At 34.8% G+C, this 24,117-nt stretch carries 17 protein-coding genes; 3 read left to right on the forward strand and 14 right to left on the reverse strand.

Features of this window, described 5'->3' with window-relative positions; genetic code table 11:
• Positions 1 to 451: 451 nt before the first annotated feature.
• From U735_RS0100210 to U735_RS0100225, 4 genes are all read right to left on the reverse strand, one after another.
• The gene (locus U735_RS0100210) at positions 452 to 2,335 is read right to left on the reverse strand and encodes a S41 family peptidase (RefSeq protein ID WP_084681046.1); all 1,884 of its coding nucleotides are present in this window, start codon (positions 2,333 to 2,335) and stop codon (positions 452 to 454) included.
• 161 nt (positions 2,336 to 2,496) lie between these two features.
• Positions 2,497 to 2,841, reverse strand: a complete 345-nt coding sequence (locus U735_RS0100215; protein ID WP_031441894.1) for a hypothetical protein — start codon at positions 2,839 to 2,841, stop codon at positions 2,497 to 2,499.
• A 9-nt stretch (positions 2,842 to 2,850) separates the two neighbouring features.
• Positions 2,851 to 3,210, reverse strand: coding sequence for a hypothetical protein (locus tag U735_RS0100220; RefSeq protein ID WP_031441895.1), 360 nt, complete (start codon positions 3,208 to 3,210; stop codon positions 2,851 to 2,853).
• 10 nt (positions 3,211 to 3,220) lie between these two features.
• Positions 3,221 to 3,685, reverse strand: a complete 465-nt coding sequence (locus U735_RS0100225; protein WP_031441896.1) for a hypothetical protein — start codon at positions 3,683 to 3,685, stop codon at positions 3,221 to 3,223.
• A 203-nt stretch (positions 3,686 to 3,888) separates the two neighbouring features.
• On the opposite strand from U735_RS0100225, the gene U735_RS0100230 reads away from it, so the two are divergent.
• The 3 genes from U735_RS0100230 to U735_RS0100240 all read left to right on the forward strand — a co-directional run bounded on the left by U735_RS0100230 (position 3,889) and on the right by U735_RS0100240 (position 5,975).
• Positions 3,889 to 4,107, forward strand: coding sequence for a helix-turn-helix domain-containing protein (locus tag U735_RS0100230; protein WP_031441897.1), 219 nt, complete (start codon positions 3,889 to 3,891; stop codon positions 4,105 to 4,107).
• A 407-nt stretch (positions 4,108 to 4,514) separates the two neighbouring features.
• Entirely contained in the window at positions 4,515 to 4,847 is a 333-nt protein-coding gene (locus U735_RS0100235; RefSeq protein ID WP_031441898.1) for a type II toxin-antitoxin system RelE/ParE family toxin, read from the forward strand.
• A gap of 33 nt (positions 4,848 to 4,880) precedes the next feature.
• On the forward strand, positions 4,881 to 5,975 hold the full coding sequence (locus U735_RS0100240) for an ImmA/IrrE family metallo-endopeptidase (RefSeq protein ID WP_031441899.1): 1,095 nt from the start codon (positions 4,881 to 4,883) through the stop codon (positions 5,973 to 5,975).
• Between the two features lie 166 nt (positions 5,976 to 6,141).
• On the opposite strand, the gene U735_RS0100245 is transcribed toward U735_RS0100240, so the two are convergent.
• From U735_RS0100245 to hsdR, 10 genes are all read right to left on the reverse strand, one after another.
• Positions 6,142 to 7,362: an McrC family protein gene (locus tag U735_RS0100245; RefSeq protein ID WP_031441900.1), complete on the reverse strand. Its 1,221-nt coding sequence runs from the start codon at positions 7,360 to 7,362 to the stop codon at positions 6,142 to 6,144.
• Complete coding sequence (locus U735_RS24820; protein ID WP_051891792.1) at positions 7,355 to 10,573, reverse strand: AAA family ATPase; 3,219 nt, start codon at positions 10,571 to 10,573, stop codon at positions 7,355 to 7,357. Before U735_RS24820 ends, U735_RS0100245 begins: the two co-directional genes overlap by 8 nt.
• A 149-nt stretch (positions 10,574 to 10,722) precedes the next feature.
• Complete coding sequence (locus U735_RS0100255) at positions 10,723 to 12,885, reverse strand: UvrD-helicase domain-containing protein (RefSeq protein ID WP_051891793.1); 2,163 nt, start codon at positions 12,883 to 12,885, stop codon at positions 10,723 to 10,725.
• A gap of 25 nt (positions 12,886 to 12,910) precedes the next feature.
• Entirely contained in the window at positions 12,911 to 13,612 is a 702-nt protein-coding gene (rnhA, locus tag U735_RS25150) for a ribonuclease HI (RefSeq protein ID WP_198036606.1), read from the reverse strand.
• Positions 13,613 to 13,642: 30 nt separating this feature from the next.
• Entirely contained in the window at positions 13,643 to 16,816 is a 3,174-nt protein-coding gene (locus U735_RS0100265) for a DEAD/DEAH box helicase (protein ID WP_031441904.1), read from the reverse strand.
• Between the two features lie 65 nt (positions 16,817 to 16,881).
• Positions 16,882 to 17,286: a hypothetical protein gene (locus U735_RS0100270; protein ID WP_031441905.1), complete on the reverse strand. Its 405-nt coding sequence runs from the start codon at positions 17,284 to 17,286 to the stop codon at positions 16,882 to 16,884.
• Positions 17,277 to 19,043, reverse strand: a complete 1,767-nt coding sequence (locus U735_RS0100275) for a restriction endonuclease subunit S (protein WP_031441906.1) — start codon at positions 19,041 to 19,043, stop codon at positions 17,277 to 17,279. The genes U735_RS0100270 and U735_RS0100275 overlap by 10 nt, the downstream gene beginning before the upstream one ends.
• Before the next feature lies 1 nt (position 19,044).
• Positions 19,045 to 20,475: a class I SAM-dependent DNA methyltransferase gene (locus tag U735_RS0100280; RefSeq protein ID WP_031441907.1), complete on the reverse strand. Its 1,431-nt coding sequence runs from the start codon at positions 20,473 to 20,475 to the stop codon at positions 19,045 to 19,047.
• Positions 20,468 to 21,709: a hypothetical protein gene (locus tag U735_RS0100285; RefSeq protein ID WP_031441908.1), complete on the reverse strand. Its 1,242-nt coding sequence runs from the start codon at positions 21,707 to 21,709 to the stop codon at positions 20,468 to 20,470. The genes U735_RS0100280 and U735_RS0100285 overlap by 8 nt, the downstream gene beginning before the upstream one ends.
• Positions 21,709 to 24,081 (reverse strand): EcoAI/FtnUII family type I restriction enzme subunit R, encoded by a 2,373-nt coding sequence (hsdR, locus tag U735_RS0100290; RefSeq protein ID WP_031441909.1) that lies wholly within the window; start codon positions 24,079 to 24,081, stop codon positions 21,709 to 21,711. The genes U735_RS0100285 and hsdR overlap by 1 nt, the downstream gene beginning before the upstream one ends.
• Between the last annotated feature and the right edge of the window lie 36 nt (positions 24,082 to 24,117).

Consider the following 24,117-nt stretch of genomic DNA (forward strand, 5'->3'; position numbering starts at 1 on the left):
CAAATCCAGTCCCTGCGGAAGTTGAAAAACCTTAGTGTTTTTCAACCTCCTCAAGACCGCTCATAAAAACATGGGTCATAGAAAAAATGTCCCATGCTTTTATCTTCGCCAGCGCACGGTCATTTACTTTGGATGAAATTCGAAATAAAAAAATGACATAAGTTTGTGCGCCCTAATCCGATTTTATTTTACGCTTATCTTCCCGAACACTATAAAATCGAATTAGGATCCATGCGCAGTTAAGTTTTGGTAAGATTTGGGGTTGAAAAAAGTTTAACATTGATATTAAAGTAAAGATGGGATAGATTAATACTGGTTTTAAACTTGAATGGTTTTTGTTGGATAATTGGTTCCGAATATGTTCGTTTTTGCTGTACTATACAAAACAATAATAGAAGGTAATGATTTATTAGGGTGGGTCCTTAAAACGCCTATCTACTTGATCAAATACTTAATAATTAGCAATTTCTATTGCCTTTTCCAGAAATTCGTCCCTTTCTTCTTTTATCCCCTTAATCGTTTTATGGACAATGATGTCCGGAATAAAGCCGATCCCGAACAATTGGGAGCCATTGTGTTTTACAACTTTCATACCGGTCCAACTTATTTGATATCCTCCTGACACCTCAAAAGGATTTATGTTTCCATTGGTTCCTGCCGTAGGTTGGCCAATTATTGTAGCAAGATCATAGCCTTGAACATAACCCATGTAACTTTCGGCATAACTTATTGCCGAACCTTGGGTGATAAATATTATTTTTTTATCTCCTAAATAAGGCTTTTTTGCGGTTAAATTCCAACTGAGATTTCCATAACCGATTAAATGTTCCTGATCGGGATAAACTATCTTCGGAATCTGCATCCAAGAAGTGGTGGTGTCATTTTCCTTAAGTAAATGGGATAGAAACTCATGGTTTTTGTTAGGGTAGTACCTTAAATCACATATAATCGATTTAGCTTTTTCCAGTTCAGGTAATAAGCTGTTAATGCAATCCATAGAAATTTTATTGATGTTCAGATAAACAACACTATCGTTTATCTTTTTAAAAAAAGGGGTCGGTCTAGCGGTTGAGAAAGTATAACTATTTCTAACTAGAGGAATTTTCTTGTCATTTACGGTTATTACCATTTCAGAACCCTTTTCTCCTCCAAGACTCGCATATTGTGCCCTGTGGTTCAAGTACCCTGTTGTGCCAGCAGAAATCCGAGAATTTACTTCCTTGAAGTAATCTTTAACGGTTATTCCATCGATGTGCGTTACCACATTCCCTTTTTCTATGGGGATTTTTGAATCTTGGACATCGGTTATAACAAGCTTGCCTTCGATCCATTCCCAAGTAATACCAGGGAAATAAGAGGACGTATTTCCTCTAAAGTTAACATTTATATGTCCATCCTGTAAACGGGACATAAATTTTTGCAAAGTAAACAGATGATCCTTACCTGTTTTATCAGTTAAAGATTTGGATAAGGCTTTTCCCAATTCTTGGTCCCAATCCACATCTACGACTTCCATATATGGGAAAAAATGTTGGAATACATTATAGACGTTGATGACATTTCCCAATCTAAAGGACTCTTGGTTAGGATAGTTATAAATGTTTTGATCCCTATCCCAACTCACGCTCGGGGATTCGTTGCTCGGTTCTTTGGTACCTCCCTCCAACTGCTTTTTTAAATGGGACAATTTTGAAGAATCAACAATGGGGAATGTCCCCCTTTCTCCAGAATATAGTACCAGGGGAATTTGGCAGTAAATGGAAGATGTAATTGGTTTTTCAATTAACTCTCCAAAATTTGGGGTATAATTAAAAATAGGTTGACCTATAGATTTCGTTGTGCCTATAGAGATTATAGGTTTGTTTGTCTCATGGGCATGACCATGTTTTATTGATCCATTGACACGTACACTCTTATATGGATTTGAAGGATAAAAATCGGATTGCATTCCAACACTTACTCCAAAATGTTGCCAAAATGTTGGTTGGTAGCCCTCCAGGTTTTTTGGGGTAATGGTCAATAGATCGTATTTGGATGAAACGGGGTCCTGTGTAAACCGAATGGAAGGTGCAATTGGGAGAAATAGGGCATTTAGCTCCGTCAGTAATTCATCATCAGATTTACATTTTTTTACTTGTTCCGCCCCATAAATAGAAAATGCATTCCAATCTATTGTTGAGGCTTCATCACTGGGATGGAAATATTTTACATATCCATAAACTTTGGCGAAAGCTTTTAGGTATTCTATCTTTCTTTGGTTGATTTGCGATTCAGTATTCGTTGAATAGCCAATAAATAAAAGGAATAAAATGAACGAGAGATTGTTTATCATCATTTATGGTTTACCTGTAATGTAGAGCTATGAATGTACTGACAAAACAAATATAACTAATTACTTAGTTTAAACTAAGTAATACCTCTAGAGGAACTAAGGAAGTATATTTAAACACCTCAATTTTAATAACTTATGTCTCTCATATTACATGTTTCCAATTGTTATTGTAACCCTTCCCTCAATTTTTCCTCTCTATAATAAAGATTGAGGTCGTCCAAAAGTGCCTCCTCCCCTTGCGGCAATAATCTATTGGCAATAGACAGAACTTGACGGATATACTCCTTTTCATATCTGTCGTTGATCTCATCACATAATTCGGGGTCTATTGCCTTTATGGCCAGGTAGAGCATGGCTCGGACGGTCAATACTAGGTCTACATGGTTATCTACATAAAAGAGACTTACCTCAAACTTGTTTTTAAAGAAGGAGTGGGGCTTTAATGTAGGGTGGTGGTCCAGTGCCTGATATTTTAAGCTATTGATCAATTTTTCTTCGTTCGGTTTCATAGTTCATATTTATTCAGATGATTTTGTTTTGGCATTATCCAAACCGTTCAGCTTTTCGGTTACGTAGTCCATAAAATCCATTTGACTATGGGGCAGTATATTCAGGACCAGTTCCAATACCCTGCAAACGCTGTCATGTTTGGTTGCATTTTGATTGTTTGGAGACAATAGCATTCCGTTCCCGTCCAAGGCAAATACACATACTTCCAGAAGGCTCGCTATGTTCAACAGCAGATCATTGTTGTCCTTAACCTCCAAGAATACCTTATGATTTCCTAAGGGATTAGCTGGATCTTGTTTTAAAAGCCCCATAAGATTACGGTGGTGTTTACGAATTTCCTTTAAGGTCTTTAATTTTTTCTTTTTCATAGGCTGTTTTTTAGGGTTGGTTTGAGGTTTCCAAATCGGGGAGTAAATTCCGGATCTTATCAAGGAATTCCATTTCCTCATAGGGTATCATATTGAGTACATACCCGAGTACTTCACGAATGTTCTGTTCGGGTTCTGGAACGACACTATTTGGGGTGCGTTCAGCATCCAATGCCGTGATGCATACCTTTAATAAACTGGAAATCATAAAGGAGGTTTCCAAATAGCCATCGGTGATAAGGTTTACGGTATAGAGTTCTTTTTTGGAGGGGTAGCGCTTTAAGGTATGGAAATGCTCCTTGGCCAATTCGCTTATTTTATCCAAAGTAACATTGTCTTCTAATCCTAGTCTGGCTATATTGGAAGTATCTTCATTAATTAAATTGGATTCTCTGGATGATTCTGGATTCTCCCAATGCTTTCGATATTTTGGATTATTAATGTTTTGTCCTTGTTTACTTATTTTCTTTCCCATAGCTACATTTTTTATTGATTCTCAATGAAGACCCCTTGTCATATTTCTAAACCACCCACCTAATCGTATCTATAATAAATACATTGGTGTAGAAATTCGTTACTAATGTATTTAAAATTAAACCAAATTCAAAACAAAAGTGTAATAATTTTATACATGCGTATATACTTTCTAAATTTATGTAATCAATAATTACATTTTGGATGACAAACTTGGGCTTATACTTAGCTAAGAAATCGATTAATAAGGCGGAGGTTGCCAGAAGAACTGGGTTGAGTAAATCTCGTTTAAGTCAATTAAGTTCTAAAGAATCAACCAAACTTCGCGTGGATGAACTTTATTTGATCGCTTTGGCAATCGATGTAGAACCTAGTGAATTATTAAATGAGGTTTGTAAGGGGCTTAATCTGCCAAAAGAGTAGAGGAACTCTCTGAAGGTTTTCCATATTTTACCCAAGTGAAATTATTGAACTAGTCTTGAACCAGTTCCTGCGGGAGTTCAAAAGCCCATAAGTTTTCCAACCCCCTCGGAACCGCTGATAAAAGCATGGAGCATAGAAAAAATGCCCCATGCCTTTATCCTTGCCAACGCTCGGTTATTGCTATGGATCAAAAAAATGTCGTTCCAAATTTACCTAAGCAAGTGCGCCCTAATTCGATTTTACTAAACGCGTATCTGACCGAATGCTATAAAATCGAATCAGGATCCAGGCGCAGTTAAGTTATGGTAAGATTTGGGCAAGCATTTTATAAATTGTTCGTTTTATTTAGCTTTTACATATTTTTTGTATTTTTGTTAACTCTTTACGTTAATAATATTATTATATTTGTGGAAATTAGCTACAAGTCCAGTAAACTAAAAAAACAATTGACCAGCCCACGTGAACTTGGTAGGAGTTATGGACAATTGGCGCGTAAGATTAACCAGCGACTAAATGACCTTAAATCCGCTGAAACTCTTTCTATAATGCGTCTTTTGCCAGCTGCACATTGCCATGAGTTAAGTGGAATATATAAAGGAGAGCTTGCAGTAAATATTTCCCCAAACTATAGATTAATATTTGAACCAAACCACGACCCAATTCCTGAAAAGGAAGACGGAGGCCTCGATTGGGAGTCCGTTACGAAAATCCAGATTAACAGGATTGAAGATTATCATTAGAATAAAGTCCACCACACAAAAGTCGACCACAGAATGAGTACCACAATTGAACAAGCAAAAGAATTCCTTTCTCCACCAGGAGACACAATTCAAGAAACCATCGACATCATGGGAATGAGCCAAGCAGAGCTTGCGGAACGTATGGGCCGACCTAAAGAAAAAGTGAATGATGTTATTAAAGGGCGAGAACCTATTAGCACTAATACCGCTTTTCAGTTAGAAAAAGTTTTAGGAATACCAGCCAGTTTTTGGTTAAATCGTGAAAAGGAGTACAGACGAGAATTGTTTGAGTTAGAGGAACAAGCTTTTTATGAAGGTTGTATCGGATGGCTTCAAAACTTTCCCATTCCACAAATGAAAAAATTTGGATGGCTGCCCAATACACGAGAAAAGCATGAACAGGTCGTAGCTATGCTGAAATTTTTCGGTGTAGCTACTCCCGATGAATGGACTCGAATTTATGTGCATGAAGAAGTATCAGTAGCTTTTAGGGTTTCCTTGGCAAATACTCAGAATCCACATGCGGTTTCAGCATGGCTGCGTATGGGTGAGCTACAGGCTAAACAATTAAATGTTCTAGAATTTGACAAAAAGCGGTTTAGGGAAAACTTATTTGTTGTAAAAGAACTGGCCTTTGAGCAGCCAGAAGATTTCGATGTTCAACTGCAAAAAATTTGTGCGACATGTGGTGTGGCTTTAGTTTATACACCTAACTTGCCTAAGGCACCTATTAGTGGGGCTACTCGATGGTTTCATAACAAGCCCATTATTCAATTATCTGGAAGGTTTAAAACCGATGATCATTTTTGGTTTACATTTTTTCATGAGGCAGGGCATATAATCCTGCACGGGAAAAAGGATATTTTCCTTGAAAATCTAGAAGGCACAGAAATAGATCAAGAAAAAGAAGATGAGGCCAATACGTTCGCAGCAAAAATGTTAGTGCATCAAATGGCTTTGAAGGCAATATTGAATTCCTTTCCATTAAATGAGCAGAAAATTTTGGAAGTTGCAGATATGTTTGAAATTCCTCCAGGAGTAATCGTGGGAAGATTACAACATATGGGGTATCTTCCTTATCATGAATTCAATAACCTTAAAAGAAAAATTAATTTGTTTAACTATTGATTTCTCATATTGGCACAATTCGAACTGAAATAACCAGGCTTTCTGTAAAAGTTGTACTTTTCATATGACAGTTAAACCTATCTAATTATTATTTTGAACATCAACATAACCAAGCACAGATAAATTGTGCTTATAACAATAATTATATAGTTAAGATTACTCAAAACTAAAGAAACCATTCCAAAATTTCTACACCAATATTTTCATTTAATTGATCGCCATTCAGAATATTCAGCTTTCCCATAGCGCATGTATGGTTGTCATCTCCCTCGAAAGGGATAAATTGGGGTTTTTCGGTTTCCAAGGAGGGATATAACAACAATGCTTTAGTTGAATCCCAATATTCGTTGTACACGTACATCTGTCGCAAATCATTGGTAGAAGGTTTACTACCGCCGATATTCTTCCATTTTGTATCTATTACATAGGTTTTGTCCGACTTTTCAATTACAATATCAGGTCTAATCTTGATGCCCCTCCAAAACGGTTTTGATTCTTGGCCTTTCACAACTATACCTTCTGCCGAAACCGATTTAAGCATTGTCAACACATACTCTTCCCATAAATTGTTCATATCGAAGAGGAGGGCCAGCATATTTTCCTTCCCGCTTGAGATATTTGGTGCGAAATTTAAGATGATTAGCCTAGCAATTTCTATGGCGGTTTTGTACGGTTGGGTCTTTCTGTTGGTTGTAAGTTTCTTAAACGTATTGGCATTTACATTAATCCGGGAAACCTCTGGAAAATTGGCCTGAATGCGTTTAAATTTTGAATACAGATGGGTTCCTGAAGAAAACTGACCAATAATTCCCAAGGCTACCCATAAAATTTGATGGATCTGATGATTATGGTCATAAACCTGATGGGAAGTATAGAAGCGTTCCTTGTGAATTAGGTTTTGGTTTATATGTTCCGCAAACTCCAGCTTCCCTTTTAGGGCCTTTACATTACCAACATTGGTCCGATACTGTTTAATTAAGCCCTGCCGCTCCAATAACTGTATCTCATTTAAAAACCATTCAAAATAAATATCCAATAAATGTATATGCTGTTTACTTACGTTGGCTTGGCCCAAATTATTCACTTTTAATCGCTTGGTAGCACGCAGCATGCCTATCAATACAGTTTGCCACAATGCTTCATTGGAAGCACTTCCGTCTATTTTTGGCAAGATCTCAATGGTAAGTCCGTCTATCTGAATAACACCAACATATTGCGAGAATTTAATGCCTTTATGCAGTAAGGTAAAATATTCATTGTCATGAAGCTGGTTAAGCTTCGCTAAGGCGTTGAAGTGTTTTTCTTCAAAAGTTATATCATTATACTGCCGGCCATAGTGCAATGTACTGTGCTCAAAAACCTGTAATATGTTCTGACGCTTACTCATACGAGATACCCAATAAAAGGCCAACGGCCTCTTCTACATCATCAATGTTGGTTATTAGTTCAAAGCTTTGTTCCAATTCCGGCACGGCAATATTATTGTACTTGGGAAAGTAAACTCTTTTAGCTCCCTTTTCTTCCACAAACCCACTACCTAATACCAAAGCAATTTTCTCGTAATCATTATAAAAGTATTCCTGCAATAAGGGAACAATGTTGTTTTTGAATACGTTGGATAGCCCTTCTGCATCACCACTATTCAATTTAATGAAGTACGAATGCCCAATGGTATGATCCCTATCCAATAATGCTTCAATTCGGTCATTGATAGTGGTAAGTACTTGTTCCAGGTTAAAACCATCAAAAGTTATGGTTGACAAAAGTGTTGGGTCTGGCATCACTTCCTCAAACACAAACCTTCTTCTAAGGGCGGTATCCAAAGCTTCCACACTTCTATCGGCTGTGTTCATGGTGCCAATGATATATAGGTTTGAAGGCACCCCAAATTCAGTTTTTGAATAAGGCAATTTTAGTTTTAATTCTTGTGGCTGGTCAATTCTTTTATCGTCTTCTATTAACGTTATGAGCTCTCCAAATATGGCAGAAACATTGCCCCTATTAATTTCATCAATGAAAATGGCATAATCATTATGCGGATCTTGAATGGCCCGTTGACATAATTTCTTAAAAATGCCATCTTTAATTTCGTATTCTAAGGTGGAATTCCCTTCTTCTAGTTTAGGCTTTATACCCTCAACAAAATCTTCATAACCAAAGGATTGATGAAAAGTGACAAACTCATAATTCTTGATTACCGTATCTTCATTTGGTTTGAAATCCCTGATCTCCTCCAATAATTTAATGCCCTCCGGATATAAACTTTCAACTTTATCTTTTACAACATACCATTCAGAATCGGCTTCCTTGCAAAAAAGAGAAGGCTCGCTTCTATCAACGACGTTCACATTGGGACATTCCGGAACTGTGTGTGCCTGCATCCTACTCCATGCGATTGGCCTAATATTCTTTGCATTGGACAGACTTGTTTTAGCCTTTACAATTTCATGTTCCAATAATTCATTTACAGATGTCTTGCCCAGATCGTATAAAGCAATTGCAAAAGTTTGCCACCATGTTAAATCTGCGACTTGATTTATGATGAATTGTTCTTTTGAAATAGAACTTTCACTGATAGTAAATCTCTCGAAATACTTTTCTCTTAATTTGTAGGTTTTGCCAGTACCTGGAGGGCCATACAAAATTGTGTTTAAAACCTTGTTCCGGTTGACCATTGTTATAATTTTACCATATTTTGCTCTAAATGCATTATCAAAAACTGCTTCTTCAAATGCCAAGTCCGTGTGCTTTCTAAATCCTGATTTTGCCGTTCTAGTTAATTCTTGATCAAATCCATCGTAAATAGATTTTAGCTCATCTGGAGAATAATCAGGTCTCTGTGTATAAGTGTAGTAAGGGTGGGGTAGATTGCCTTCAAACTTAATACTATCAGGCCTTATTCTGTCTTTAGATAGTACCCAATATTTACCCTTTTTGTTTGATCTAAATAACGCCCATGAATAGCGTTGTCCAATAATAAAGCTTATTCTATTTCTCTTTGTACTATAATGCAGTCTATTATCTCCCTTTTCAATTTGAAATTTATCGAGTATTTCAAATAAAAATGTAAAATACGCTTTTAGGTCAGCTTCATTGTACTTTGATAGCACTTCTTCAAATGATATACTGTCTTCTCCTTCAACAAGACTAAGAAGTTTTTCAAATTGCTCTTTTGTTGCCCTAAAATTAGTACCACTAATGCCAACATTTAAATTCCTTAATTCAGGGAAATCATCGATCTCTTCTTTTAATATAGGTGTGGCATATAAATTATGGGTAAGTTGAATATCGACTACTAAATTATTCATGTTTTCAACCTTCCATAATTCATCATCCTTTTCAGTAGGGCTTTCATATGGGTTTGAACGTACTTCTGCCAAGCCGTAACACCCAGAATTTTTTCCAGAAATCCAAATAATTACCTTATCTCCTGTTTTAATTGAACTGCTGTGTGAAGAAACGGTAAAAGTTTCTAATAATTCTTCCCCTATCGCCTTTTCCAAATCATACCTATCTGGACTTCCTTGAAACAGCCAGTATTCTGGCCCTTTATAGTCAAAATTTTCCTTTAAAAATTTAATGTAATTGTTTTTGCCCAAAATAGCCTTTGGTATACCGTTGCTGTTTTTAGAGTCGTATTCAATAAAATCGGGGTTTTTAACACGTTCTGTTTTACTCATTAAGAATAAGATGGTGTTAACCAATCCATTAATATTACTTGGGTCTACAAGAAAAAAATCAACATCATCAAAAAAATCATTTATTTCATCAAGCCTGGTTTCTATACTTTTGTTGGTATTGCCAAGATAGGCTCTATAAGACTCATAGGTGTTGGTATTTAACCATTTAGCAAAGTCTTTTCTAACATCAATCAAACCCATCTCGTACTGTTTCCACAACTTATGGCTCCAGGTAAAGTAATCAATTTCTACAGGTTTTAATTTTAAAATCTCTTTATGAAATTTAGAATCTGGGGTTTTATTATCATAATCAATTCCAAGGTTAGAGGCAATAACTCTTAAGGCATCTAACTTAAAAGCATTTAAACAATTGAAATCACCGTATAAAAAAGCGATTTTCCATTTGTAAGCATGACCTAGATCAACTTTATCAATAGCCTCAATAGTATCGCTTTTTGCAGCTTTGGCAATACTAACTATCAAACTTCTGACTGTGTCATATGCTTGCTCTTTGGTGTTACCATATTTGCCATACCAGGAATATTCACCATCAGACATTCGTTTGTTATTATAATTTTCAGATTCTAGATCTTTACGTTTAAAAATCCCAAACTTATATGCCGATCCACCCCAAATACTACCTAAATCGGTAGTTGTAGCTTCCAACCAATAACAAAAAGATGTTTCCTTATCCAGATTGGTGTACTCCTCCAGTGTCATCGTCTTTATCCGCTCTATGGGCCACTCTTTTAAAAATTCTTCTTTAAGCTTGTATAGTTTATCGTACATATCCTTACTTGACTTTTTTACCAACTTATACCCGTTTCGCTCCAATGCCTTAAAGCAATCCGTATCTTCTCCACCCTTAAAATAATTTTCTATTTTTCTGCCAATTGCATGGTAATTGGCATAGGCCATTACTGCTTTTGGCGGGTACTTTTTTTCTTCAAATACTAAGTCATAAGTTGACGAGGGTCCAAATCCTTTAGGAAATCCTTAATTCCTTGTATTATATGATCCTTACTAACCTTGTCGAACATCATCGATTTTCTTTTGATTTTTTAGCGTTAATTATCCTCTTTATTCTCAGTAAGACTATTACCGCATTCAGGACAAAACCTATAATGATTCTCCAATTTTGATTGACAGCTCTGACATAAGATAAAATCATTAATGACAGAGGTATTCTGACCATCGTCATTTTGTATAAATTCAGGTGGAATATCCTTTATAAAATCTGAAGGCGCTCCCTTTTGTGATATTAAATACAAATGATCTTCCGCCCGTGTCAATGCTACATAAAAAAGTCTTCGCTCTTCTTCCAATAAGTGATCATAATCACTTGGTTTTATGACTTGATAAATTTTATCTTGTAACCAAGGGTCTGGGAAGCCTCCTTTATTTGAATGTAATCCCAAAATAAACACTACTTTAGCCTCTAACCCTTTAGCACTATGAATAGTTTTGAATTGAATTTTATGACCACTTTTTTGGAGTGCCTGTTTTAAATCCGAGGCCATTGCCGACCGTCTATAAAGCACCAATATTTCTTCGGGGCTTATACCTTCTTCAACATGTTTTTCAATAGTTTCCCAGATAAATGAATTTGCCTGTCCCTCTTGCTCCTCATAAAAGATTTTAATTTTTTGACCACCACGTTTAACCGCTTTTATTTCTTTTGGTATTTGAAACTTATTTTTTTTAATAGCTTCCGTAGATGCACTTACTATAGGGTCTGTACTTCTATAATTTAAATTGAGTGTTAACAACTGAGAATCTGCAAAATGTTCTCCGAAATTTACTATGTAGTCTATTTCAGACCCTCTAAAACCATAAATACTCTGCCAATCGTCCCCTACACAAAATAATTGTGTTTCCTCTTTTGTAAGCAGATTAAGCAATTTTACCTGTAGGTTGTTTACATCTTGAAATTCGTCTACCAGAATGTATTTATACCTATCCTGATACCTTTCTTTTATATTGGGATACTCCTGCAACAATTGAATACTCTTGGTCAATAAGCCATCGAAATCCAAAAATGATTTATTGGTACAATAGTCATTAAATGCATTGATAATCGGCACTGCAAGTTCATAGAACATACGCACTCTTTCAAAATCACTTTTTGAAGCCTCTTCAATAAGCTGCTCTAAGGGCTTTTCTGAGTTTACAATTTTATTTCTTACCTCATTTACTTCCCTAAAAAACCTTTTTATTTCTTTTCTAAAATTTGAAAACTCTTCCTCATAGTGCAAGACAATTGCAGAACTTAAATCAGTACTAATTCTCCCCTTTATTACGCGATCTAAAACCTTATTGAATATCGCTGAATTATGAGTGGCATCATCATATGTTTTTATACAGGTATTTCCTGCAATCTTCATTTTACCTTCTTTCCAAAAAGAAGGGTAACTTTTATTACTGATATGCTCCAGGTAAATATTTGCTTGAGGGATAAAAAAATCTGGATGAAAGGCAGACCCCTCTACTTTTACCTCTGGTTCATAAACATAGTCTATACTATTACGATATAACCAATCTGCAATATATTGTTCAGATTTAGACCGTACCTTATCACCTCTTAAACTTGTGAAAAACTTGCCTTCTGGCCTAAACTCCTCTTGTTCTTTATGGTGGTGAATGAAGTCTACAAAGTAATCTAAAATGTATCGCTTTAATTTTAAAATGAAATCCTTATTCTTTGATAAGTTTATCGTAACCTTCTCAATGATTTCGCTAACGGTCTCTTCTGCAGTATTACCTATAAATTCGCTATTGCCTTTTTGATCTGCTACTATTTTAAACTTATTATCAAATACATGAACACCGTCAGTTTTTATTATTTGATAACACAGACTATGTATTGTTTTAACGGTTAATCTATTTAACCATGGAAATTTATTTAAAAAGGATTGGCGTTCTTTATATTTTTCTGCAAACGTAATGCCTTTGGTCTTTAAAAATTGCTCGTAATATCCTGATTTGTCGGCTGCCTGAATCATTCTATCTATCATTTCATTCGCCGCATTTTTGGTAAAGGTTACGGCAAGAATATTGTTTGCATTAACAAGTTTATCCTCAATTAGGTAGTTTATTTTGTGAAGTAAGGTTTTCGTTTTCCCTGAGCCTGCACCTGCTAAAACAAGCAGACGATTACACTCAGATACTACAGCTTTGAGTTGTTGGTCGTTTAATCCGGTTAAATCGGTTTTGGTTGTTAGGTTTTTCATTACGTACGCTTAAATAATTTGAGACTTAAAACAAAGTGTTGTCATCTGACACTTCTCTTTTTGCATCATCTACCATATACATAGCTTTACAGTTTGGACAAAAGAGATAATACTCATAATAATAATTTTGACCTGGTTTTATCGTTCTTTTCTTTGGGCTCTTTTTTATCACGGCAGTATTACATTTTCTACATAAATCGCCCTCTTTTTCTATTTTCTGTTCTTGGTACCAGTCTATATGCTCTAAATATTCTAGGTATCCTTCATCCTTTATTTTATGCTCAGCGTTAATACCTTTATTCGCTAGGGCATCACAACGTTCATTCTCTATATGACCCGCATGTCCTTTTACCCAGTTAAAAGTCACTATATGTTTATCTATAACATCCAATAACCTTTCCCATAAGTCTTTATTGAGTACTAAATTGCCTTTTTTTCTAATCCATTTGTTTCGTTCCCAATTTTCTGCCCAGCCTTTTTCTATGCCATCTACCACATATTTAGAATCTGAATACACCGTAACTTTTGCTTTGGTTTTTATTTTTTCTAGACCAAAAATTACCGCCATTAACTCCATTCGGTTATTGGTTGTAAGTTCATAACCTTCAAAGAATTCTTTTTGCCTTCCCTTATAGCTAAGAATTACACCAAAACCACCTTTACCAGGGTTGGGTTCTGCGCCACCATCTGTAAAAAGTTCTATTTCTGGTATTTCTTTATTTTCCAATATTGAATATTTCTTATAAAATCACCACAACTAACTACAAAACACTTTCAACTTTAATCCTAATGAATGTATATTAGCCAAAGTACTTTCTAACGTTAGGGCAGCTTGTTTAGATTCGGCAGGAGGGTTCTTAGACCCTATTTTTTCAAGAAACACATCTCTTTTCATTGTATGCCCCATTACCAACCATACCTCTTTAGATATATTTACGTCCATTTTCTTCTTTACCATATAATTCCAAATTGATTCATGTTTATCAGGATCAATTTCAGGTGGTATGCCATTAGTTCTTATTCTATTAGAAACGATGTATGGCTTTTCCTTATTTGGATTCCAAGGACTAGTCCATGTCCTAACGTTACCAGGTGGAGAATCATCAAATATTGATAACAAATGAGCATTTTTTACAGCTTGATTACAAATTTCACTTATTGCAGATGCACCATAACGTCCGTGACTTGGATTTGGTTTATTCCCTTTACCTTTTACATGTATAAATGCTATTTTTCTATCCGTTACCAAAATAAAATCTGCTGGCTCTGTATTTAAATCAGTACAAATCAATAATTCTTCTTTTTCACCATTTTCCAACATATGATTCTTCAACTCTGATCCCTCTCCTCTCCTAGCGATTAAGGAAAAAATTGAATCATCCTGCCAGGAGTCTCTGGCGGTACCGTTTTTTGTGCCTTTTTCAGAATATATTTTTGATAGAGCATCTATGGAAATCAGCATATTTGGTATAGGCGATACTGTTTGATCAAAATCATTACCAAACTTAAAATGGGGTCTATAAAATCTACCCCCAGAATAAGAAAGCCCTTTTTTCGTTAATATCCTGAAACATTGTCTTCGGTTTAAGACTTTGATTAGGTTTACAACTTTATTTTCAAATTCAGCATTGACAGTTTCAATTGCACCTGAAAGCTCTTTATTTTCTAAAATATATTTATTCCTAGGTGTATCATATTCAATTTCAATAATAAATGGAATATCGTTAATAACTAATTTAAAATTATACTTACCATTAGAATCTTTATTAATTACGGAGAATTTTTCAGGAATAGACAATGGTTCAGTATTAATTTCCTCTTCAGAATCATCGATATTATTGACAACACTAATATCAATTTCTAGTTCAAATAAATCTAGTAAAATACATTCAGGAATAGGGTCTTTTTTATTAGAAACCTCAGTAGAATATCGATTAAAAACATTAGAGGTTTTGAATGATTTTTTCAGTGAATCACATAAATAATCTATCCAATCCAAATACTCTTTGAACTTAACATTTTTACCTTCGCTCTGACTTACTCTTCCTGTACCAAAACCAATGTATGTAGGTATTTGATATTCCTCATCCTTTAGGCTTGGGTCCTTATAGTCTCTATAAACCTTCTTGTCCAGATAATGACCAAATGTTGAGCTTAAAAAATGAGAAAAATCGTTCAAATTAGGTGCTGTATCCTGAATTGATGATGCCATATAAGAATGACTATGTGGTTCTAATGAACCTATATTTGAATTTTTTAATGCAACTCGGCTAAATACAGTATCATCTGTTTGCTTAAAAATTGAACGTAGTTTTGCTGAAGCTAAGCCATAACCTATGCCCAATTTATCTTTACCCATTGGAAGTAATTTTCCAGAGTCATAAAATATTAAAAAGTCTTTTTCTTCTTTAAAAAAACATATTTGATGAGTGATTTCTGGAAAAAAAGAATTGGCTAAAAAAGGTGAATTTTTAACCGTAAAATATAAATAGAGCCCTGAATTTTTACCATAAATATTTTTATAGAAAACATGATCTTTATCTTTTAAGTTATGGTCTAAATATTCATTTATGAATTGAGAAGCATTGAATAGTTTATTCTTTTCAATAAAATTTGCCTTCAACGGTATTAGTACTTGAGTTTTTAAATCATGTTCTGTCCAGTTTACAAACTCTTCTTTGGTTAATTTTATTCTTACTTTTTTATCTATATATTGATGGTCTCCTACTTCATTTGCTACGTCATCCAATATCTGTTCAGCCAATGTTTTTGTGATTTTACCAGTCTTATCTAAATCTATAAAGCCATTCCATTCATTAACATAATCTGCTTCAGTATAGTTATATACATAAGCTATTTCATTATTTTTTCTTGGATTACGAATTATTCTCCCAATTTGTTGAACTAGGGAACGAGTGTTGTTCATTTCATCAATTATAGCTAGACATCTAAACTTACTGCTGTCTATTCCTTCAACCAACTTAAATTGATGCACCCAAATCTCCACATCCTTATCTTCTTGATCTTTAGGGACTGAGTTTAATAAATATGGTTTCAAAGCCTCATTCTTAACTTTAAAATCCTTTTTAAAAGTTTCATGAATTGAAAAAAACTGTCTATTTAGATTTATCAACTCCTTAGAAATTGAAATTATTGATTCAGAACTATCGCATTTGATAATTAATCTGGCATTTTTATGATTCTGTTTAATTAGATCAAAACGGCCTATTGCATCTTTAAGAGTGCTAATGATATTTCCTTTCTTACCGAGATCCTTAACTATCACATTTCGTAAATATTTTTGTTCTTTTAATTCTTCGTAACTTTTTTTGTAGACATAATTATCCCAGTCAATATCAAATTTCTTAAAATCATTACGGAAAGGTGTAGCAGTAAAAATAATCTTGGGAGCATTAAAAGCCCTAATTGTCATACTCCATTTAGGTGCTGGCTCATAATGTCCTTCATCAAATAGAATTAGGTTTACATGTTTAATGAGAATTTTATATAAATCGGGATTAGTATCTCGAACCTTATGTAGCTTTTGAATTGTCCAACAAATAACCGAATCAGACTTAATATTAATTTCCGAAGCTGTATCATCAAACACGGGCTTTTTTGGTTTTGATTTTAAACTTTTAAACTTATTTAAAAACAAATTTCCTGAAAGCTCTTTGAACAATTGATCTACGACCGGTCTTCTTGGAGATAAGACTAAAACACAACCTTTTCTAGGCAAACAACAAGCTAAAGAAGCAATTATTATGGTTTTCCCACTACCTGTAGGTAAAGCGACTAACCCTGATAAATCTGTTTTAGAATTATCATAGTCTAAAATGTATTTATTCATTAAATCAATTCCTTCTAATTGGTAATCTCTTAATTGACCTTCAACCTCTCTAGGTTCCAGAATTGATTTTCTTTTAGTCATTTCCCAAATATTAATTTTAATTTTTAATCTTCCTCAAAAACCTCTTTCATTCAAATCTGTATGTACTAATCCATTTCCTTAATTTCCCCAGCACTAAGCTCATCAAACCTGTTCATTAAATCAAAACTATCTGGCTCAATAGATTTCCAGATTTTGCCTGTATATCTAAAGTTATAGTACAAAGGCTCTTTATCAGTTTGGTTGTTAAATAGTACTACTTCAAGGGTATCCCCACGTTCTAGCTCAATGTTTTTATCGAATGCTTCAGGGGTGTTCAAAGTACCTACCAATAGTTCTGCATTAATTTCGAACATTGGGTGCAGATGACCAGGTAAAACTGGTGACCCCATTACATTTTCATTTTTATCCTTGTTATACCTATGTAAAACCCAATAATGATTAAGTTCTTCAATATCAATATCAGCATCAACGCAGGTACAAAACTTAATTTTATCGGAAATTATACACATACCTCCCTTTTTCCCTCAAAAACCTCCCTTAAACAACTATGCATTAACTTTTCACTATGTTCTTGGCTTTGTTGTAATTCTCGTTCCAAAATATCGCATAATGCCGTTAAGGCATTTACTTTTTGAACTATGACTTTTTGTTCTTCTTTGGGCGGAATTGAAATCAATAAATCTGTTATATCACCCATCTTCATATTAGGTTGCTGACTTTTACCATCAAATTTTGATTTGTAATAATTTAGCACCTTTGGTGATTGAATAAAAGTAAATATATAAGGATGATAAATATTATTTGTCATTGACCTAATTGAAGCAACACGTTGATTTAGTAGAGAGTTATTATATGTCGGTGGACAAATCGATATTTTCAAACCATCTTTTATATAAGGTCTTGTTAATGCTAAGATTAAATCCCCTTCCTTGATTAAATAATTGGGATATAAATCATTAAATCCTTTAGGTAAAAAATCATCTGTTTCAACAAAATTCCGGACACCGGCATTTGTGATTTTAATACATTTCACACCTCCAGTTTCATTAAAATCTCCACTTTTAAAACTAGCTCCAGCAATTATATCTGTAACTATACCTAACCTACACCAAACCCATCCTTCAGGTAATTCATAAGGAATTTCCTCTTGGGTAATTGGTGGTAGTGGCTTTTCCTTTTTTATTTTATGGTCTTTAATGAGTTGTGCTTTCTCTTTTTGGATGCGTTTTAGGAGTTCATTTGCATGATGGGATCCTGAAACTAGTTCAGGATGACTCTCTCGCCAAGATCGTGTCAGTTTTCCTTGAACAGCCAATTGTAAAACCGTTTCTCGTAACTTTTTAATGTTTGAGGTTTCATTAAAGAAAGGTTTAAAATGGTCTTGTAAAAACCTCCATTCTTGGTTTACATTATTGGTGGTGAGCTGCTGTAATGCTGATGTGACAAAATCTTCTTTTAAGCCAATACGCTGTACCGTTAATTGCTCTAATTGTTCTACTTCCTTAAATAGCGTTTCTACTACGTTTACAATTTCTTTTTGTTCTTCTAGTGGTGGAAGAACTGTAATATGTTGATAAAGTTTTGTCTGATTAACAAAAGGGATATTAATACCTCTTACTTGTTCCGATAGCCAATCGATAAAAAATGGAGATTGTAGGTAGTTTAACATCCAATTGGACATATTATTCAAATGAAAATTAAACTTACCCACTCTTTGGTAAATTATACTGGGTCCATCATTTACATCAAGGACAGCTACTTTAAGCTTGTTTTTCAATAATGGTCGATTTAATGCCATTACTAAATCACCTTCATTAATTACTTCTTCAGGATATTTTGAAGCATAATTATCAGGTAAATAGATTGTAGTGTCCCAAGATGTTTGTCCAAAACTAACATTGGCTATTTGAAAAAGTTTTATTCCAGATAAAGAATATTCAGATTTTTTATACCCTTTTCCAGTTGACATACTAAATAAATCTCCCATTCGACACCAAACCCAAGATTTAGGTATTTCATAAGAGGTTTCTTCTTTAGCGATTTTTGGCAAAACTTTCTCTTTTCTTATCTTCTTCTCTTTAACGAGCTTTTCTTTTTCTTTTTTTATTCTATCTAATAATTCCGAAGCAGGTTCAATATCTGAATTTTCTTTTCTCCAATTCGTAGTCAATTTCCCTTGTATTGCCAATTGCAGAATCAACCCTTTTAACACGTAGGCATTTTTAGGATTAACTGTAAGTTCCTTAAAATATTTTAGTAAGTACATATTATTTTAAAGCTTCGGTTAATACATTTACAATCTCCTCTTGAATAGAAGCAATTTTATTTTCGGCTGCTCTAAATTTTTCTAAAAGCACTTCTGGGCTTGCCAAATCATCAACTTCTTGATGTGGGTTTTTAATATCTAAGTTATGACCTCGCTTTTCGATCTCTTCTATAGTCACTTTCCACGCATATTCGCTTTCTTCACGTTTGTTCCACCATTCTTTTTCCAAATCGAACTCGCTGATGTTAATGGGTTTGGTTTTGTTATAACTTTTTACACCATCGGGATAAGGATGTTCAAAATACCACACCTCTTTAGTAGGAGTGCCTTTTTTAAAGAACAATAGATTGGTTTTAATGCCAGTATAAGGGTTAAACACCCCATTAGGCAGACGTACTATAGTATGCAGGTTACAGCGCTCTAATAGCTCTTCTTTAAGTCGAGTTTTCATGCCTTCACCAAACAAGGTGCCATCTGGTAATACTATGGCGCAACGTCCATTATTCTTCAAAAGCTTAATAATTAAGGCTAAGAATAAATCGGCTGTTTCTTTGGTCCTAAACTTTTTTGGGAAGTTGGTTTCCGTACCATCTTCTTCCACACCGCCAAAAGGAGGATTGGTAAGGATAATATCCAGCTTATCTTTGGCGCCCCAATCGGCATAGGGTTTACTTAATAAGTTATCCCTACGCACTGCTGGTAAATCAAAACCATGTAACATTAAATTTGTAGTACACAATAAATGTGGCAGCGGTTTCTTTTCTATTCCTCTAATAGATGTTTGCAGTACATCTCTATCCTTGGGAGTCTTTACTTGCTCCCGCATATGTTCTATGGTACAGGTTAAAAAACCACCAGTACCACAAGCAGGATCGAGTATGCTTTCTCCTAATTGTGGATCAATCATATCTACCATAAACTGCGTAACAGCTCGGGGTGTGTAATACTCCCCTGAAGAACCTGCTGACTGTAACTCCTTTAGAATGGTCTCATATATGTCATTGAACAAATGGCGTTCTGTGGTGCTATTAAAATCTATCTCATTAATAACATTTATAACTTGACGGAAGAGTGTTCCGTTTTTCATGTAGTTATAGGTGTCATCAAATACCGAACGTATAATCTGAGCTTGTGGACTTATCGTTATGTCTAAATCTTTAAGAGCAGGGAAGAGTTCATTATTTATAAACTCCATTAATTCATCACCTGTTTTTCCTTCATCATCCGCTGCCCATTTTTGCCATTTGAATTTCTCAGGAATTGGAGACTCGTAGTTATCTATAGTAATTTCCCATTCTTCTTCTTTATCGGCAAAAATTTTCATGAAAAGCATCCACACCATTTGCGAGATGCGTTGTGCATCCCCATCTACTCCAGTGTCTTTGCGCATAATATCGCGTATGCCTTTTATGTTTGTTGTTATGTTACTCATTTAATATACTATAGTTGTTTTTGTTTGTTAAAATAGAATAAACCAAGCCAGCAGAATTCTGAAATATCATAGCATCATTTACATTAAAATGAATTAATTCCGAACTTCCTTTTCTATATTCAATAGTAATGTTTTTAATAAAGTTGGCACTTTCAGCTTTTAACCTTGATAACTTTAAATTAATTCTACCAGTTTTGATGTAGGTATTAGTTTTAAATTTTGAAATTGAGAAAAAGTCTTGTGATGCAACATGGTTATAAATTTCAACATGCAAACCAATGAAAACTGCTTTTTTTTCATTTATAATATGTAACCGGCCAACAATTTCTTCATCAATATGGCTTTTCGTTTTTATAAAATTCTCTTTAAGTTTTAATAATTCTCCATCGGTATTTGTTAATTCTACTAGATCTAATATTCGAATATCTTCTAATTTTTTAAGTACACGAATTCGATTATTAAGGGTAATGGATAAATATGAGCGAGAACTTATAATACTCATCCAATCGAAATAAAATATTAATCTTTTTAAAACTTTTATTTTAAAACGAAACATATCACTTTGATTAGACTCTGCTGGTGGATCAACCAATAATACTTTTGTATGATTAATGGTATCTACAACGGTAATTAGGCCTATAAGCAAGTCAGTACCTTTTTCATACTTTTTCTTAAATTCTGCGTCTCTTTTCTTTTTTTTTATCTTATTCTTATGACTTGAAACTTTTTCTTTAATCGTATTATCCTCAACAATACTGCCTTTTGACTCAATAACAATCATCTTAGAGAAATCATCAATAACTGCACTATCAAAATCAAAATCTTTATGATTCTGAATATCGATTCTTTGCCAATCCGCCTGAGTAAGACCATAAGCTGAACCCAATACACTTAGAGCCCCTCCACAACCAATTGATTCAGAAACATGGTTTTGCTCATTTACTGTTGAATATTCAGCATAAAAACGTCCTGTTTCCTGATCAAATTGTGTATAAAAATTAACATTCCCATAAAGATCTCCGACATTCCCCTGAATCGAATTAAATGAATTGAGCTTACTTAAACTTGGATTTCTATGATGCATTTGACTATAGGTTTTGAAATCTGAAAAAGGCACAATAACATAACCTTTTTCAACTATTTTTTCTAGTTTTTCAAATTCCCTAGGATAGTTGAGCTTAAGAAGGTCGCGCTCTTCGTCATTATAGAATTCCACGTCTAATCTCATTCCCATTAGGCTCCTACATTATATATTTCATTCTCTAAATCTTTCAAAGCTTGTTCAAAATCTTTTGGTTTTCCAAAGGCCCGTACCAGCTCCACAGGAGAACCCATTTGATTTAAAGGCTTTACTTTAAGAATGGAACCCCGTTCTATGGACACAATGCCTTCTTGTTCATACTTGTCCAATAAGCTATTTAAAACCTTTTGGGCGGTCTCACTATATTTGCCAAAGTAATTGCGCTTACGCACGTTATTAGCCCGTTCCTGCCTGGTTAGAGGTGGTTGGTCGAAGGCAATGTGGCAGATTAGATCAAAGTCATCCAAATCTTTACCAACTTCCTCTCGAAGGGCCTCTAACAATACGCCATATTCGGCCAATTCCCGAATAAGTTCTTCCTTCTTTTCCGATGCATTCCATTTTTGAAGAAAGTCATCCAAAGAGGCGAATTCCTTTTCAATATTCTTTTTAGAATAATCCTTTAAAGATTCCGTAATCAATTTACCATCCTTACCATAATATTGAACGCGCTCATGGATGATGGATACTGGTATTTGGTTAACGTAATACTTTTTTATTTCATTTTCCGCACCATCAATGTCAATATTAGGCTTTGTTGGCTTAAAATTATCGGGTATTTCAGGATCTTCACTACCTGTTTGTGCAGTATCAAATTCATCTGGAGGTACGACAGGTTCCTTAGGTTTAGGCTCATAAATTTGCACTGGGTCGCCATCAAAATCTGGTCGTGCAAAAATATTAGTGGCCTTTCTAAAATCCATAATAGTAAAAAACACTTTTCCTTCAGCTTCCCTAATTCGGGTGCCCCTTCCTATAATTTGCTTAAACTCGGTAACCGATTGAATGTTGGATTCCAAAACAATAAATTTCACCATTTTGGTATCAATACCAGTAGTAAGCATTTTCGAGGTTGTTGCAATTACAGGAAAGCGTTCTTCTACATCGGTAAAATTATCAAGCTCCTGTTTTCCTACTTCATCGTCGCCAGTTATTTTTACGCAGTAATTCCAGTTTTTCGCAACCAAATCTGCATTCTCATTAATAAGTGCCTGGCGCATTCTATTGGCATGGTCAATATCTGTACAGAACACTATAGTTTTGGCAAATCTGTCCGTAGCTTTCAGATACTCTGTAATTTTTTTAGCTACAATTTCCGTTCGTTCATCAATTGCCAAGGTCTTATCGTAATCCTTTAAATTATAAATACGGTCCTTTACCTCATTCCCATACTTGTCCAGTAAGCCTGCAGTAGGTCTCCAACCATCATCAACACTAGTGGTTATTCTTACTACCTTGTAGGGTGCCAAAAACCCATCCTCAATACCTTGCTTTAAGGAATAAGTATAAGCAGGTTCTCCAAAATATTCCATATTGGAAACATCTTTGGTTTCTTTAGGGGTTGCAGTTAATCCAACATGGGTAGCGGATTTAAAATACGTTAAGACATCCCTCCAGGCGGAAGCTTCGGCAGCACTACCTCTGTGGCATTCATCAATCACCACTAAATCAAAAAAATCAGGACTGAACTCTTTATAGGCGTTCTTTTCTTCATCGTTGCTTGTCAATCCCTGATACAATGCAAAATAGATTTGATAGGACTTATCTATCTTCCTATTCTTTATTATCGTCATAATATCATTCCCGAAAGGCGAAAAATCACCATTCTTGGTTTGGGTCAACAAGGCATTCCGATCTGCAAGAAATAAGATTCGTTTCTTAACACCAGTTTTCCATAATCGCCAAATAATATTAAAAGCCGTATATGTTTTCCCTGTACCCGTAGCCATTACCAAAATAATACGATCTTGACCTTTGGCAACCGCTTCTATAGTCCTGTTTACGGCATTTTGTTGATAATACCTAGGAGACATTCCACTGTCATCCACAAAATAATCCGTTTCAATTATTTCTTTGGCCTCAGGGGTCTCAATTTCGGTATATCTCAAATATTTATCCCAAAGTTGTTCTGGGGAAGGAAACTCATCTAAAGATAATTCTTGTTCCAGGACTCCCTCCGTAGTGGTTCTATCATGAAATACAAAAGAATCACCATTGGAAGTAAATACAAATGGGATTTGAAGGATTTCAGAGTATTCCAAGGCCTGCTGCATTCCGGAACCAACAGGTTTTCTGTTGTCCTTGGCTTCAATTATGGCAATCGGAAGGTTGGATTTGTAATAAAGGATGTAATCGGCTCTTTTACTTTTCCCTCTAGTATAGAGTTTCCCTTGAACTATGATACGCCCATCAGTAAAGGACACTTCCTCCCGGACCTGTCGCTTCATACTCCAACCCGCTTTCACCAATGCAGGATTAATATACTTAGAACATATATCCCGTTCAGATAACTCTTTTTTATTCATTAATGGTATTGGCTAGGTTTAAAGTTCAAGATACAT

The organism is Arenibacter algicola, assembly GCF_000733925.1.
In the GTDB taxonomy this organism is placed as follows: Bacteria; Bacteroidota; Bacteroidia; order Flavobacteriales; family Flavobacteriaceae; genus Arenibacter; species Arenibacter algicola.